General features: G+C 68.2%; 9 protein-coding genes. 4 read left to right on the top strand and 5 right to left on the bottom strand.

Features of this window, described 5'->3' with window-relative positions:
• Positions 1–98 precede the first annotated feature (98 nt).
• The 3 genes from ACUCV0_RS06480 to ACUCV0_RS06470 form a co-directional block, all read right to left on the bottom strand.
• The gene (locus ACUCV0_RS06480; protein WP_017640012.1) at positions 99–854 is read right to left on the bottom strand and encodes a molybdopterin-dependent oxidoreductase; all 756 of its coding nucleotides are present in this window, start codon (positions 852–854) and stop codon (positions 99–101) included.
• Positions 841–1,467 carry a cytochrome b/b6 domain-containing protein gene (locus tag ACUCV0_RS06475; protein ID WP_017640013.1) on the bottom strand — a complete coding sequence of 209 codons (627 nt, stop codon included), beginning with the start codon at positions 1,465–1,467 and terminating at the stop codon, positions 841–843. Before ACUCV0_RS06475 ends, ACUCV0_RS06480 begins: the two co-directional genes overlap by 14 nt.
• Before the next feature lie 66 nt (positions 1,468–1,533).
• Entirely contained in the window at positions 1,534–2,145 is a 612-nt protein-coding gene (locus ACUCV0_RS06470) for a hypothetical protein (protein WP_017640014.1), read from the bottom strand.
• Positions 2,146–2,265: 120 nt separating this feature from the next.
• Here ACUCV0_RS06470 and ACUCV0_RS06465 point away from each other — a divergent pair, with 120 nt between their 5' ends.
• The 3 genes from ACUCV0_RS06465 to proA all read left to right on the top strand — a co-directional run bounded on the left by ACUCV0_RS06465 (position 2,266) and on the right by proA (position 9,589).
• Positions 2,266–2,937, top strand: coding sequence for a heavy metal response regulator transcription factor (locus ACUCV0_RS06465; RefSeq protein ID WP_059315754.1), 672 nt, complete (start codon positions 2,266–2,268; stop codon positions 2,935–2,937).
• Positions 2,934–4,316 carry a heavy metal sensor histidine kinase gene (locus tag ACUCV0_RS06460; protein WP_482212335.1) on the top strand — a complete coding sequence of 461 codons (1,383 nt, stop codon included), beginning with the start codon at positions 2,934–2,936 and terminating at the stop codon, positions 4,314–4,316. Before ACUCV0_RS06465 ends, ACUCV0_RS06460 begins: the two co-directional genes overlap by 4 nt.
• A gap of 140 nt (positions 4,317–4,456) precedes the next feature.
• Entirely contained in the window at positions 4,457–9,589 is a 5,133-nt protein-coding gene (proA, locus tag ACUCV0_RS06455; protein WP_482212334.1) for an anti-phage protein ProA, read from the top strand.
• Between the two features lie 743 nt (positions 9,590–10,332).
• On the opposite strand, the gene ACUCV0_RS06450 is transcribed toward proA, so the two are convergent.
• The gene (locus tag ACUCV0_RS06450) at positions 10,333–11,688 is read right to left on the bottom strand and encodes an OprD family porin (RefSeq protein WP_482212333.1); all 1,356 of its coding nucleotides are present in this window, start codon (positions 11,686–11,688) and stop codon (positions 10,333–10,335) included.
• Positions 11,689–11,844: 156 nt separating this feature from the next.
• Here ACUCV0_RS06450 and ACUCV0_RS06445 point away from each other — a divergent pair, with 156 nt between their 5' ends.
• On the top strand, positions 11,845–12,780 hold the full coding sequence (locus ACUCV0_RS06445) for a DNA/RNA non-specific endonuclease (RefSeq protein WP_059315758.1): 936 nt from the start codon (positions 11,845–11,847) through the stop codon (positions 12,778–12,780).
• On the opposite strand, the gene ACUCV0_RS06440 is transcribed toward ACUCV0_RS06445, so the two are convergent.
• Positions 12,777–13,958, bottom strand: a complete 1,182-nt coding sequence (locus ACUCV0_RS06440) for an MFS transporter (RefSeq protein WP_482212332.1) — start codon at positions 13,956–13,958, stop codon at positions 12,777–12,779. The genes ACUCV0_RS06445 and ACUCV0_RS06440 overlap by 4 nt on opposite strands.
• Positions 13,959–13,979 lie beyond the last annotated feature (21 nt).

Here is a 13,979-nt window from a genome sequence, read left to right as displayed (position 1 = left end):
GTAGAGGATGGTGGTATCTCGACTCTACCTCCGGGCCGGGGTTCCGCTCCTGGAGACCAGTCTGCACCGTCGCTGGACGAGGGACTCTTCAGACCAGGCTAGATCCCGCTGAACCAGTTGTAGCCCTGGTCCTCCCAGTACCCGCCAGGATAGTCGTTGGTCACGAACAGCGCCTGGATGTGCTTGGGATTCTTGAAGCCGAGCTTGGTGGGCACTCGCAGGCGCAGCGGATAGCCGTAGTCCGGCGGCAGCGCTACCTGGCCGAAGTCCAGCGCCAGCAGGGTCTGGGGGTGCAGCGCCGAAGCCATGTCGATGCTGGAGTAGTAGCGGTCGGCACACTTGAAGCCGACGTACTTGGCCGTGGTGTCGGCGCCGATGCGTTCGAGGAAGGTACGCAGGGGCACCCCACCCCACTGGCCGATGGCGCTCCAGCCCTCGATGCAGATGAAGCGGGTGATGTCGGCGCGCTGCGGCAGGCGGCGCAGGTCTTCGAGGGTCCAGGCCTGCTTGTTGGCGACCAGGCCGGAGACCTCCAGGCGGTAATCGCTCAGGTCGACTTCCGGGACATTGTATTCGGGGTAGAAGGCGTTGAAGGGAAAGGGATCGGTGATCTGGCTGGCGGCATAGGTCGGCGCCAGGCGCTCGCGACCGAACAGCCAGGCCTGCACCCGGTCGTTGAAGCGCGACATGGACCAGAGCACCTTGTCGACGCTGTCGCCGTCCTGCAGGTTGCAGCCGCTGAGCATGGCCAGGGCACCCACCGTCAGGCCCTGCTTGAGCAGCAGGCGTCGTTGCAGATTCTCCACCTGCCGCTGTTGCGCCGGTTCCAGGCGCAGGCGTTCACGCCGACTCATCGTTAACCTCCTCGTGCGCCCGACCGGTGATCATCGGCGGCAGGGTGCGGGGGACCAGGATGACCAGGGCCAGGTGTACGACGACGAAGGCGCCGATGCCGGCCATGGCGAAGAAATGCACGTAGCGGGCGGTGTCGAAGCCGCCGAGCAGGGCCGCCAGCCCCTGCAATTGCACCGGTTTCCAGATCGCCAGGCCGGAGAGCACCACCAGCACCCCGAGGGCCAGCACGCCCCAGTAGAGGAGACGCTGCACGGCGTTGTAGGTGCCGAGGTGATGCCCCAGACGCAGGCGCACGGCCGCTGCGAAATCACGGCCGATGGCGCGCGGTGACAGCGGCAGGAAATCCCGCCGGAAGTGGCCGCTGAACAGGCCATAGAGCAGATAGATCAGGCCGTTCGCCAGCAGTAGCCAGAAGACCGCCAGGTGCCAGGCGATGGCGCCGCCCAGCCAACCGCCGAGGGTCGCCCAGGCGGGAAAGGTGAAGGGGAACAGCGGCGAGGCGTTGTAGATCGCCCAGCCGCTCATGAACATGCAGGGCATCGCCAGGGCGTTGAGCCAATGGGTGAGGCGCACCGGCCAGCGGTGCACCAGACGCCGTCGCGAGGTGGTCATGGCATTTCCCTCTTCACCGCGAGATGGAGGCGGTCGCCATCCTAATCAGGCGACCGCGGGGGGGTCTTACATGGGCGGGGTGAAACCGTCCTTACCGACAGCCACGCCCTTGGCGTGCTTGCCATCTTCGGCGGGGAACAGCACCACCTTGGCGCCAGGCTTGAGCAGGCTGCGGTCGCCCTTCTCGACATAGGCGATGGGCACGTCTTCCGGTACCACCAGCTGCTTTTCACCGCCCTTGTACTGCACGGTCAGGGTACGGCCGTTGGCCTTCTTGAGTTCGCCCACGGTGCCGTTGGTCATGGTGCCGGTGCTGCCGTCGGCGTTTTCCCAGCCGTAGTGGCCTTCACCGGAGCCGCGCAGGCTGGCCTCGAACACGGTCACCTCCAGCGCCTTGAGGGTGCCATCGGGCTGGGGGGTGGCGGCGGAGCCGATGAAGCTGTTGGCTTCGATGCGATCCAGGTTGGCCTTGGACACGGCGCGGTAGCTGGTCTTGTCGTCCAGCATCAGGGTCTGGTGGGCGCCATTGCGGGTGGTGAAGGCCAGGGTGTCGCCTTGGACGCTGTCCACGGTGCCACGCATGGGCTTGACGGTGGGCATGGGCGCGGCCTGGGCCAGCAGGGCACTGCTGGCGAGCAGCAGGGCAAGGGAACCACGGAGCAGGGTCTGGGTACGCATGAAACCTCCTGGGATAGGGAATCGCCCCGCCACAGTGCGACGCGTGGGGGGTCAGCAAGATGACCGGCGAATGACAAAAATGTCACCCAGCGAAGCGACCGGAGGCCCTACCATTACGCCATGCACATTCTCCTCATCGAAGACGACCAGAAGACCGGCGAGTACCTGAAGAAGGGCCTTGGTGAATCCGGCTACGCGGTCGACTGGACCCAGCACGGCGCCGATGGCCTGCACCTGGCGCTGGACGGCCGCTACGACCTGGTCATCCTCGACGTCATGCTGCCCGGCATTGACGGTTGGCAGATCATGGAAGTCCTGCGCAAGAAGCACGACGTGCCGGTGCTTTTCCTTACCGCCCGCGACGGCCTGCAGGATCGCATCCGCGGCCTGGAGCTGGGCGCCGACGACTACCTGGTCAAGCCTTTCTCCTTCGTCGAGCTACTGCTGCGCATCCGCACCCTGCTGCGCCGCGGCGTGGTGCGCGAGCCCGAGCACTTCCACCTGGCCGATCTGCAGCTGGATCTGCTGCGGCGGCGGGTGACCCGTGGCGACGATCTCATCGTCCTGACCAACAAGGAGTTCGCCCTGCTGCATTTGCTGCTGCGGCGCGAGGGCGAGGTGTTGTCGCGCACCCTGATCGCCGCCGAGGTCTGGGACATGAACTTCGACAGCGACACCAACGTGGTGGACGTAGCCATCAAGCGGTTGCGCGCCAAGGTCGACAACCCCTACCCGGTCAAGCTGATCCATACCGTGCGCGGCATCGGCTACGTCTGCGAGGTACGGCCTTGAGCGCGCGGTCACCCTCGCTGATCCTGCGCGCCACCCTGGGCTTCGCCCTGGTGGCGTTGCTCGCCGTGGGCGGCGCGGGCGCCTTTCTCTACCACAGCCTGGAACGTACCGTGCTGGAGCGCGCCGACTACGCCCTGCTCGGTCGCCTGGCGCACTTTCGCAGCCTGCTCAGTGCCGACCTGTCCCTGGAGACCCTGGGCCGCAGTCCGCAGCTGTTCGCCAATATGCTGGGCAACGAGCAGGACGTCTTTCTCATCGGCACGCCGGGCGCCAAGCCGGTGATCGCCTCCAACCCGCTGCAGATCGCCCTTCCCGACCTGATCGTCATCCCCCAGACCCGGCGGCCGACCCGGGCCGACCTGCGCGAAGGGCGGCTGGCCGACGGTACTCGCTGGCGTGCGGCCCGGGTCGCGGTGAATACCCCCGAGGGACCGGTGGAACTGACCGCCGCCCATGTGCTGCGCAACGAGGACACCACCCTGGCCGATTTCCGTCTGGGGCTGCTCGGCGCCGTGACCCTGGCCTTCCTGGCTACCGCCGGGCTCGGCTATCTGCTGCTGCGCCGGGGCCTGGCCCCCTTGCGGCGCATCGCCCGCCATGCCGGTGGCATCACTCCAACCCGGTTGGCCGCCCCCCTGGAACTGGCCGATGCTCCACGCGAGCTGCAACCGCTGGTGGAAAACTACAACGCCATGCTGGCGCGGCTGGCCGACGGCTATGGTCGGCTGGTGCAGTTTTCCGCTGACCTCGCCCACGAGATCCGCACCCCGATCAATGCCCTCATGGGCCATACCGAGGTCGCCCTGCGCCAGGTGCGTGGCACCGAGGAATACCAGACGCTGCTGGCCTCCAACCTGGAGGAGCTGGAGCGCATCTCGCGGCTGGTGGAAAGCATCCTCTTCCTCGCCCGCGCCGATGACGCCCAGGCGGTACTGACGCCGCAACCGCTGCAGCTGGCCGAGGAGCTGACGCGCATCGCCGATTATTTCGAAGGCCCGGCCGACGAGCGCAGCCTGCGCCTCGTCGTGGCAGGCGGCGGTGAGGTGATCGCCGATCCGCTCATGCTCCGCCGCGCCCTGAGCAACCTGGTGGCCAATGCCATCCGCTACGCCGAGCCAGATGGCGAGATCCAGCTGCAGGCGGACGGCGGGCGCATCCGCGTCAGCAATGCGGGGCCTGCCCTGGCGCCGGAACACCTGCAACGGTTGTTCGATCGCTTCTACCGCGCCGACCCGTCCCGCCATCAGCCCCATGATTCCAACGGCCTGGGCCTGGCCATCGTCGCCGCGATCATGCGTCTGCATGGTGGGCGCGCCGAGGTCGAGCAGGATGCACGGGGCATCCATTTCAGCCTGGTCTTCCCGACCCCGGCCGCCTGAACCGCGACCTGCCGCTCAAACCACGCAACCGCCCGTCACCAAAGGACTTTTTCCGCTTGCCCAGGACGGCTATGGGCTGCATCGACCCGCCCACTACTGTACATTCATCTACCTTAGGCAATAAGCAAGGGTGGTAGGCGATGAGCGTGGATGTCGAACTGGTGCTGGCCGGCAAGATCGGCTTCGCGGCGCACCAGAACGCGGTGCCCGTGCTGCGTGAATTGCGCCTCACCCACAGCGGCCCCGAACCCCTGGCCGACCTCAGCCTCACGGTGACCGCCGAGCCGGCTTTCGTGGTGCCGCGCACCTGGCACCTGGAGCGCCTCGATCCCCAGGGCACCCTCTATCTCGATGATCGCGACCTCGAATTCGACGCCGCTCTGCTCGGCAGCCTCCAGGAAAGCCTGGTCGCCCAGCTGACCTTCACGGTGCGCCAAGGTGACGAGATCCTGCAGACGCGGCGCTATCCGGTCGAGCTGCTGGCCCGTAACCAGTGGGGCGGCGTGGACAGCATGCCGGAACTGGCGGCGGCCTTCGTCATGCCCAACGATCCGGCGGTGGATCGCCTGCTGGGCGCTGCCGCCGAGGTCCTGCGTCGCGCCGGCAAGTCCACGGCGCTGGATGGTTACGAGGGGGAGTCGCGCCGCCGGGTCTGGGAGCTCAGTTCGGCACTCTGGTCGGCCCTGTGCGGCTTGCAGCTGACCTACGCAGTGCCGCCGGCCAGCTTCGAGCGCCAGGGCCAGAAGATTCGCACGCCGGGCGCCATCCTCGACGGTGGCCTGGCCACCTGCCTGGATCTCGCCTTGCTCGCCTGCGCGGCCCTGGAACAGGCCGGTCTCAACCCGCTGCTGGTGATCACCCACGGCCATGCCTTCGCCGGGGTCTGGCTGCAGCCCCAGGAATTCGCCCAGCTGCTCACCGACGACGCCGAGCCGGTGCGCAAGCGGGTGGCGCTCAAGGACCTGCTGGTATTCGAGACCACCCAGGCCACCGCCTCCCCGCCGCCGTCCTTCAGCCAGGCGGTGCAACTGGCCGAGCGCCAGCTGGACGACGACAGTTTCGTGCTGGCCCTGGACATCCGTCGCGCCCGCCTGCAACGCATCCGCCCACTGGCGGTGCCCGGACAGCTCCCCACCCCCTTGGACGGCCTGCTGCTGCCGGGCGAAGCCCTGGAAGAGGCCCCACCGCTGCCAGCCTTCGACGTGGACGTCGAGGCCGCGCCCACCACCCCGGTCGGTCGTCTGGCGCTCTGGCAGCGCAAGCTGCTCGACCTCACCACCCGCAACCGCCTGCTGCACGTGCCGGAAAACGCCCGCAGCGTGCCCCTGCTCTGCCCCGAGCCGGCGGCGCTGGAAGATCGCCTGGCCGAGGGCCGGGCGCTGCGCCTGGTGCCGTTGCCGGACCTGGCGGTAAGCGGTCGCGACGCGGTGCTGCACGAGGCGCGTGAACACGAGAACCTGCAAGACGAGTACGCCCGCGGTGCCCTGGCCCGCGGCGAGGTGGTCGCTCCCCTGGATGCGACCAAGCTGGACGCGGCCTTGGTGGAGCTCTATCGGCGTGCCCGCAGCGATCTCGACGAGGGCGGTGCCAATACCCTCTATCTGGCGCTGGGTTTCCTGCGCTGGAAAAAGGCCGCCGACGATCCCAAGCATTACCGTGCCCCGCTGATCCTGCTGCCGGTGCGCCTGGAACGGCAGAGCGCTGCCAGCGGCATCACCCTGCACCTGTTCGAGGACGAACCACGCTTCAACCTCACCCTGCTGGAACTGCTGCGCCACGATTTCGACCTGGACATTCCCGGGCTCGATGGCCCCCTGCCCGGGGATGGCAACGGCATCGATGTGGACGGGATCTGGACCAAGGTCCGCCGCGCGGTGCGCGACCTGCCCGGCTTCGAGGTGAGCAGCGAGCTGCTGCTCGGTCAGTTCTCCTTCGCCAAGTACCTGATGTGGAAGGACCTCACCGAGCGCAGCGACCAGCTGATGGAAAGCCCGCTAGTGCGGCACCTTTTGGAGCGCACCACCGAATCCGGCGCCTACCTCAGCGGCGGCAGCTTTCCTCGCGAGCGCGAGCTGGATCGCCAGGTGACCCCGGCCGAACTTTTCACCCCGTTGCCGGCGGATTCTTCGCAACTGGCGGCGGTACTGGCCTCGGCCAGCGGCCAGGATTTCGTCCTCGACGGCCCGCCCGGCACCGGCAAGTCCCAGACCATCGCCAACATGATCGCCCACAACCTGGCGCTTGGGCGGCGGGTACTGTTCGTCGCCGAGAAGCGTGCGGCCCTCGACGTAGTGTATCGCCGCCTGGAGGCCCAGGGGCTCGGCGAATTCTGCCTGGAACTGCATTCGAGCAAGGCCTCCAAGGCCGAGGTGCTCAAGCAGCTGGAGCGCGCCTGGGACACCCGCGACGGCCTCGATGAAGAGGAATGGCTGGTCGAGGCCGCCGAGGTGGAGCGCCTGCGGGATCGTCTCAACGCAGTGGTGGAGCGCCTGCACCGCCGCTGGCCCAATGGCCTGACCCTGCAGCAGAGCATTGGCCGCGTCCTGCGCGACGCTGCCCCCGATACCTCACGCCTGGCATGGTCCCAGGCCGATGCCCACGACGCCGAGGCCCTGGCCGAACTACGCACCGCGGTACGCCGCCTGGCCCTGCATGCCGAGACCGGGCGCAGCCTGGCGGCGGATTTCGCCCTCTTGCCGGCGCATCCCTGGTCCAACGCCTGGCAGGACGCCCTGGTCACCGCTGCCGAACGCCTGCGCGACACCCAACACGACCTCCAGCAGGCGCGGCAACGCCTGCGTGACCTCCTCGGCCTGCCGCTGGCCGACCAGGTGGCGCCTCGCCGCCTGCTGGAGTTCGCCGAACTGCTGCAAAGCGCCGCCGGCCAGGACCTCGCCTTCGCCTTCGGCCCTGGCGCCGCCGAGCGCCAGCGTCACCTGGGACGCGCCCTGGAATTGCTGGCGGACTACCAGGCACTGGAGCGCGAGCTGTCGGTACCCTATGCCGCCGAAGCCTGTCGCCGCGTCGCCCTGACCCAGCTGGAAACCGCCTGGGACGCCGCCGGCCGCCGCTTCTGGATCTTCGCCAGCCGCGCCCAGCGGCAGGTCACCCAGGACCTCGCCCGCCAGGGCGAAACCCAGGGCCAACCCGATGTAGCTGCCGACCTGCCGCGGCTGCGCCGCCAGCGTACCCTGCTTACCGAGCTGGACGACCTGGCGCCCACCCTTGGCAGCATCAGCGGCTGGCAAGGCGTCACCAGCGACCTCGACGCCCTGCTCGCCCGTCGCGCCCTGGCCGAGCGGCTCGGCACCGCGCTGCCAACCCTGGCGGAAACGCCCGAACAGTTGCTGGCCCTGCGCCAGGCGGCAGCGCGCCGGTTGCAGCATCCCGAGGATCAGCCGGAGGACACCACCCTGGCCCCGGCCAGCAATGCCTTCGCCGAGGCCCTGGATGCGGCCGAAGCCGCTCGCCAGGCATTCGCCGCGCAGGCGGGACTGGCCGGTGATACCGCCGCCGCCGAGCTGGTGCGCACCGCCGCCGCGCTGCTGCGTCAGCCGGGCCGGCTCAAGGCCTGGTGCGATTGGCAACGCGTTCGCGAGGAAGCCGAGGCGCTGGGCCTGACGGCGCTGATCGCCCGTGCCACGACCGCCGCGGCCGACGACCTTCCGGCCCTGTTCGAGACTGCCTATGCCCGCTGGTTCGCCGCCACCGCCCTGGACGCCGAGCCGCTGCTGCGCGATTTCGTCCCGGCCGAGCACGAGAGCGACATCCAGGCCTATCGCCGGTTGGACGACCGGCTGCAGAATCTGGCCGTGCGCCATATCCGCGCCCTGCTCTGCCATGGGCTGCCGCCGAAGAACGACGCGGCGCGCCAGGGCGGCGGCTTCGCCGTGCTCAAACACGAGTTGCAGAAGCAGCGCCGGCACAAGCCGCTGCGCCAGCTGGCCCTGGAAATGGGCGACGCCCTGGCGCGACTGGCGCCTTGCATGCTCATGAGCCCGCTGTCCATCGCCCAGTACCTGCCTCCGGATGGCGGCCTGTTCGACCTGGTGATCTTCGACGAAGCCTCGCAGATCGCTCCCTGGGACGCCGTGGGCGCCATCGCCCGGGGCGTGCAGGTGGTGATCGCCGGCGACCCCCGGCAGATGCCACCGACCCGCTTCTTCGACCGCGCCGCCGGCGAGGACGACACCGCCGAAGACCTGGAAAGCATCCTCGACGAATGCCTGGGCGCCGGCATCTACAGCCACAGTCTCAACTGGCACTACCGCAGTCGCCACGAGAGCCTGATCGCCTTTTCCAACCATCACTACTACGACGGCAAGCTCATCACCTTTCCCGCGCCGGAGATCCGTCCGAGCGCGGTGGAATGGCGACGGGTCAACGGCGTCTACGCCAAGGGCAAGGGCCGCCACAATGCCATCGAGGCCCAGGCCATGGTCGCCGAAGCGGTCAAGCGCCTGCTCGATCCGGCCTTTGCCGGCCTCAGCCTGGGCATCATCACCCTCAACAGCGAACAGCAGCGGCTGGTCACCGACCTGCTCGACCGCGCGCGCCAGCAGCACCCGGAGATCGAGGCGCACTTCGCCGAAGACCTGGCCGAGCCGGTGGTGGTCAAGAACCTGGAAACGGTCCAGGGCGACGAGCGCGATCTGATCATGCTCGGCATCGGTTTCGGTCCCACCGAGCCGGGCGCCAATACGATGTCGATGAACTTCGGTCCGCTGAACAAGGACGGCGGCTGGCGTCGCCTCAACGTGGCCGTGACCCGGGCGCGACGGGAGATGCTGGTGTTCTCCTCCTTCGATCCGGGGCTGATCGACCTCAACCGCACCAACGCCCGCGCGGTACGGGATCTCAAGCTGTTCCTGGAATTCGCGCAGCGGGGGCCCCAGGCCCTGGCGGCTGCGGTCAAGGGTTCCCTGGGCGGGCACGACTCGCCCTTCGAAGAAGCCGTGGCCCAGGCGCTGGAAGCCAAGGGCTGGCAGGTGGTGCCACAGATCGGCGTCTCGCGCTTCCGTATCGACCTGGGCATCGTCCATCCCGACCGGCCGGGCGACTATCTCGTCGGCATCGAATGCGACGGCGCCACCTATCACAGTGCCGCCACCGCCCGCGACCGCGACAAGACCCGCAGCGCCATCCTCGAAGGCCTGGGCTGGACGCTGTTGCGCGTCTGGTCCACCGAATGGTGGATCGACCGCGCCGGTGCCACCGAGCGCCTGCATGGCGAGATCGAGCGGCTGCTGGAGGAGTCGCGGGCGAAGGCTTGAGGGGCTGTTGGGCTTCGCTGCGCTCAGCGCCAACCTACGGCGGTTTACCTCATGCCGTAGGTTGGGCTGAGGCAGCTCCATCGCCGAAGCCCAACAATCCGGGCATGACCTTGGCACCGTTGGGCTTCGCTGCGCTCAGCGCCAACCTACGAGACACCTGCTCACACCGAGTCACCCCCTCTCCCTCTGGGAGAGGGCCAGGGTGAGGGCTGCCGATGGCCAAAGGTGGCAATTGGTTGAGGTTGTGGGAGTGTTGAGCTTAGCTGGGTTGAGATGGCTCCATGGCCGAAGTCCAATGTTCCGCGCTATACCCTGGCGCCGTTGATGGGGGCGACCCTCACCCCACCCCTCTCCCCGAGGGAGAGGGGGCGGATGGCGGCTTGTCCCCTGGTATCGCGCTGCCAGGGCGTCCGTAGCGTGGAAAACCGCACCGCGTTTTCCACTGTTCCCCCCTGCACCTGGACGCGAACAAGGCGCCGCCGTTATCCACCCCAGGCGGCATCCCTGCTGCGTAGGTTGGCCTGAGGCAGCTCCATCGCCGAAGTCCAACAAACCGAGCTCGACCTCGGCACCGTTGGGCTTCGCTGCGCTCAGCGCCAACCTACGGCGGTTTGCCTGGTGCCGTAGGTTGGGCTGAGGCAGCTCCATCGCCGAAGCCCAACAAGCCGAGCGTGACCTCGGCACCGTTGGGCTTCGCTGCGCTCAACGCCAACCTACGGCGGTTTGCCCACCACTCAGCGGTATCAGAGAATATTCAGCGGATACTCGGTGATCAGCCGCGTCTCGGCCACGGTGCCGCCGGTGCTCTGACTGCCGGAATGCCAGGCCTGGCGCAGGCGGAAGCTCAGGTCCTTGGCCGGGCCGTCCTGCAGGACGTACTTGGCCTCCAGATCCGTCTCGTGCTCCTTGTCGCCATCGCCATAGAGCCCGGCATAGGCCGAGTCCGCCGCCATCCGGGTGCCGTCGATGCCACTGCCGCGGGTATGCCGCACCATCAGGTTCAGCCCCGGTACGCCGTAGCTCTCCATGTCCAGGTCGTAGCGTACCTGCCAGCTGCGCTCGCCCGGACCATTGAAGTCGGAGAACTGCATCGAGTTGCCGAGCAGGATGGAATCACCGAAGGAACCCGGCAGCGGCGCCCCGAAGACTGCGTAGTCGAAGGGTTGGTCACCGTGGATGCGCTGGTGGATCAGGGTGAAGGTATGGGCGCCGGTCTGGAAGGCGGCAGCCAGCGAGCCGGCGGTGTTGGCGATGCTGCCGGCCTTGGCGCTGCCAGCGTCCAGGGTGCGATAGAGGTTGGCGTCGAGGGTCAGACTCCGCCCGGCGGCCAGCGGCAGTACATAGTTGAGGTTGCCGTAGTACTGGTCCCAGACGTCCTCGAAGTGCCCGGCGTAGAGCGAGGCGCTGAAATGATCGCTGAACTTGTAGACGCCCCCGGCATAGCTGGCCGAGGCTGCCTCGACCCCCGCGTAACCGGCGAAGATGCCGCCGTCCGAGCCGGTGGTGCGCGGCGCCGTGGCGGCGGTGAAGTGGCCGCCTTCCAGCACCAGGTGATCGACCTCCTGGCTCACCAGGCTCCAACCGCGTGCGGTCTGGGGAAACAGCCAGTTGCCACCCGCCGCCAGTACCGGCGCCGTGGGTTGCTGGTCGCCGTACTTGAGCACGGTGTTGGAAACGCGCAGCTTGACCGCCGCGCCGCCCTTGCTGAATTCGCTGCGCTGGCTGCCGTCGCCGTCCACCGGCATGTTCGGGGTGTTGGCATGGCCGTCGCCGCCATCCAGCTTGAGGCCCAGGTAGCCATAGGCGTCCACCCCGACCCCCACGGTGCCCTGGGTGAAGCCCGAGGTGTAGTTGAGCAGGAACGCCTGGGTCCAGCTGCGCGGGTCGCGGCTGTTGCGGGCCTCGGCGCCATGGCCGTCACCCTCGTTCTGGCGCAGGTAGTAGTAGTTGCGCAAGAGCAGGGTCAGGTCACCGTCTTCGACGAAGCCCTTGGCATCGGACTGCTGACTGGCCAGGGCGGCACCGGTGAGGAGCAGACCGGGCACGCCGAGCAGCCAGACGCTCTGACGGGCAAAGGGGAAAAACAGCGATAGCGTCATGGGCGGTTCACTCACAAGATCTTAAAGGGGAATCGTTAGGTCGCGAACGAGTTTGCCAGCTAGCGCCTGTGCATACCACTTCGCTGACCGCCGTCATCGTCCGGTAACCTGACCGTGCTGCGCTGGTGGTTCGCCCCTCGCCGCCCGTGGTTTCCCATGTCCAGCCAGTCCCCTGCCGTCGATCTCGCCTATCGTCCTCGTCTCGCCGATCTGCGTCCCTTGCTGCCGGAGCCCCTGCCCGGCCTGCGTGCCGAACCCCGCATCACGCCCGCCGTCAGCCTGACGGATCGCATGGGCTACCAGGCCGATTTTCTCGGCGGCTTCCTGGTCCCCTGGCCGCACCCGGGCGCGGCCCTGGCCAGCGATGTCTATCCCCTGCCCGCCTCCGCTGACCGTCTGGACTACACCCACTTTTCCGTGACCCTCTCGCGCAGCCGGCGAATGGCGCTCTGGGTCGGCGTCAATATCGATGGCGGTCAGCAGGTGGAGGTCAAGCGCGGCCGCGATGCCTGGGCCTATGACGGTCGGGTGCCGCTGGAGGCCCAGCTCGGCGAGGCGCTCTATGCCGACAACCTGCTCGACCGGGGTCATCTGGTGCGCCGCCAGGATCCCAACTGGGGCCCTGCGGCCATCCAGGCCAACCAAGACACCTTCCACTTCACCAACTGCGCCCCGCAGATGGCCGCCTTCAACCAACAGACCTGGCTGGAGCTGGAAGACTATCTGCTCGACAACACCCAGCGCTGGCAGGCACGCATCACCATCTTCAGCGGCCCGGTGCTGCGCCCGGACGACCGGGTTTATCGCGACGCCCGGATTCCCGAGGCCTTCTGGAAGGTGGTGGCCTATCTCGGTGACGACGGCAAGCCCTCCGCCAGTGCCTACCTCATCGACCAGCGCCGGGAGCTGGACGCGCTATCCATCGCCTTTGGCCGCCTGCGCACCTACCAGTGCAGCGTCTTGCGCATCGAGCAGCTGACCGGCATCGACTTCGGTCCCCTGGCCGACCATGACGGCTTTTCCAACGAAGAGCGCGCCACCGGCAGGCCCGTCGAACGGGCCATCCAGGGCCCGGCCGACATCCGGCTCTAGCCTGGCTGGACGCAGGCGCGCGACAGGCTGTTGCGCACCCCCAGCAACGCCAGCAGGATCAGCCCCGCCAGGTAGAGCTGAGCGGACCCGCTGAGGCCCAGCCAGGGCACCAGGGTGCTGACCGCCAGGGCCGGCAGGCAGAAGGCCAGGTAGCTCAAGACATAGAAGGCCGCCAGCAGGCCGGCTCGCTGGGCCGGCTCGGCCAGGGGCAGCAGACTGCGGGTGGCGCCGAGAAAGCCGCTGCCGAAGCCCGCTCCAGTTACCAGGGTACCCAGGGCGAAGAGCCCCAGCTGACCGCTGGCCACCGCCAGCCAGAGCAGCGCCGGACCGGCCACCAGGGTGCCCGCGCCCAGGCGCAGCAGCCGCGCGGCGGGCCAGTGGCGCAGGCCATGCAGGCTGGCGGCGCCGGTCAGGGTCAGGCCGGCCACCACTACCCCGCCCACCAGGATCGAGGAGGTGCCGGTGGCCGTCTTGATCAGCCCCGGCATCAGCGAGAGATAGAAACCGCCCACCGCCCAGACCGCCAACTCCAGCGGCAAGATCCGCCACAGCATGGCACGCGCCTGGGGCGGTATCGCCAGCTGAGGCCGGAGCGCGGCGAGCAGCCCGGGCCGGCGCGCCAGGGGATCGGGCAGGCGCAACAGCAACAGGCCCTGCACCAGGAAGAGCGCCAGGAACAGCCGATAGACCAGCTGCAGCGGAGCGGGCGCGAACTCCACCAGCAGGCCGCACCCCAGGGCGCCGCCGGCCATGCCCAGCAGGGGCGCCAGGCTGTTCAGCCAGGGGCCGCGTCCGGCATCCACGTCGAGCAATGCCGCGCCCAGGGCGCTGGTGGCGATACCGGTCGCCAGCCCCTGCAGGGCGCGGGCGAGCACCAGATCCGCCAGGCCCTGTACCTGATGGAACAGCAGCATGGCGCCCATCTCCAGTACCAGCGCCGCTAGGATCACCGGGCGTCGACCCAGGTGATCGGACAGCCGCCCACCCACCAGCAAGGCGGCGAGCAGGGTGAAGGCATAGACGGCGAATACCCAGGTCAGCCAGAAGGTGGAGAAGCCCCAGGCCTGCTGGTAGCTGGCATAGAGCGGCGTTGGCGCACTGGAAGCCGCCAGGAAGGTAAAGAGCACCCCGCCCAGCAGGATCAGGCGGGCGGTGGAAGAGCCATTCGCGGAGACCATGCCTATCCCTTAACGCTAATT

Source organism: Pseudomonas sp. VMV1 (assembly GCF_056790235.1).
Note: the sequence above shows the minus strand (reverse complement) of the source record. Positions and strands in the feature narration are given on the sequence as shown.

Bases quoted from the DNA above. Each gene is read 5' to 3' on its own strand.
- ACUCV0_RS06480 (WP_017640012.1), bottom strand. From the start codon at position 854: ATGAGTCGGCGTGAACGCCTGCGCCTGGAACCGGCGCAACAGCGGCAG.
- ACUCV0_RS06475 (WP_017640013.1), bottom strand. From the start codon at position 1,467: ATGACCACCTCGCGACGGCGTCTGGTGCACCGCTGGCCGGTGCGCCTC.
- ACUCV0_RS06470 (WP_017640014.1), bottom strand. From the start codon at position 2,145: ATGCGTACCCAGACCCTGCTCCGTGGTTCCCTTGCCCTGCTGCTCGCC.
- ACUCV0_RS06465 (WP_059315754.1), top strand. From the start codon at position 2,266: ATGCACATTCTCCTCATCGAAGACGACCAGAAGACCGGCGAGTACCTG.
- proA (WP_482212334.1), top strand. From the start codon at position 4,457: ATGAGCGTGGATGTCGAACTGGTGCTGGCCGGCAAGATCGGCTTCGCG.
- ACUCV0_RS06450 (WP_482212333.1), bottom strand. From the start codon at position 11,688: ATGACGCTATCGCTGTTTTTCCCCTTTGCCCGTCAGAGCGTCTGGCTG.
- ACUCV0_RS06445 (WP_059315758.1), top strand. From the start codon at position 11,845: ATGTCCAGCCAGTCCCCTGCCGTCGATCTCGCCTATCGTCCTCGTCTC.
- ACUCV0_RS06440 (WP_482212332.1), bottom strand. From the start codon at position 13,958: ATGGTCTCCGCGAATGGCTCTTCCACCGCCCGCCTGATCCTGCTGGGC.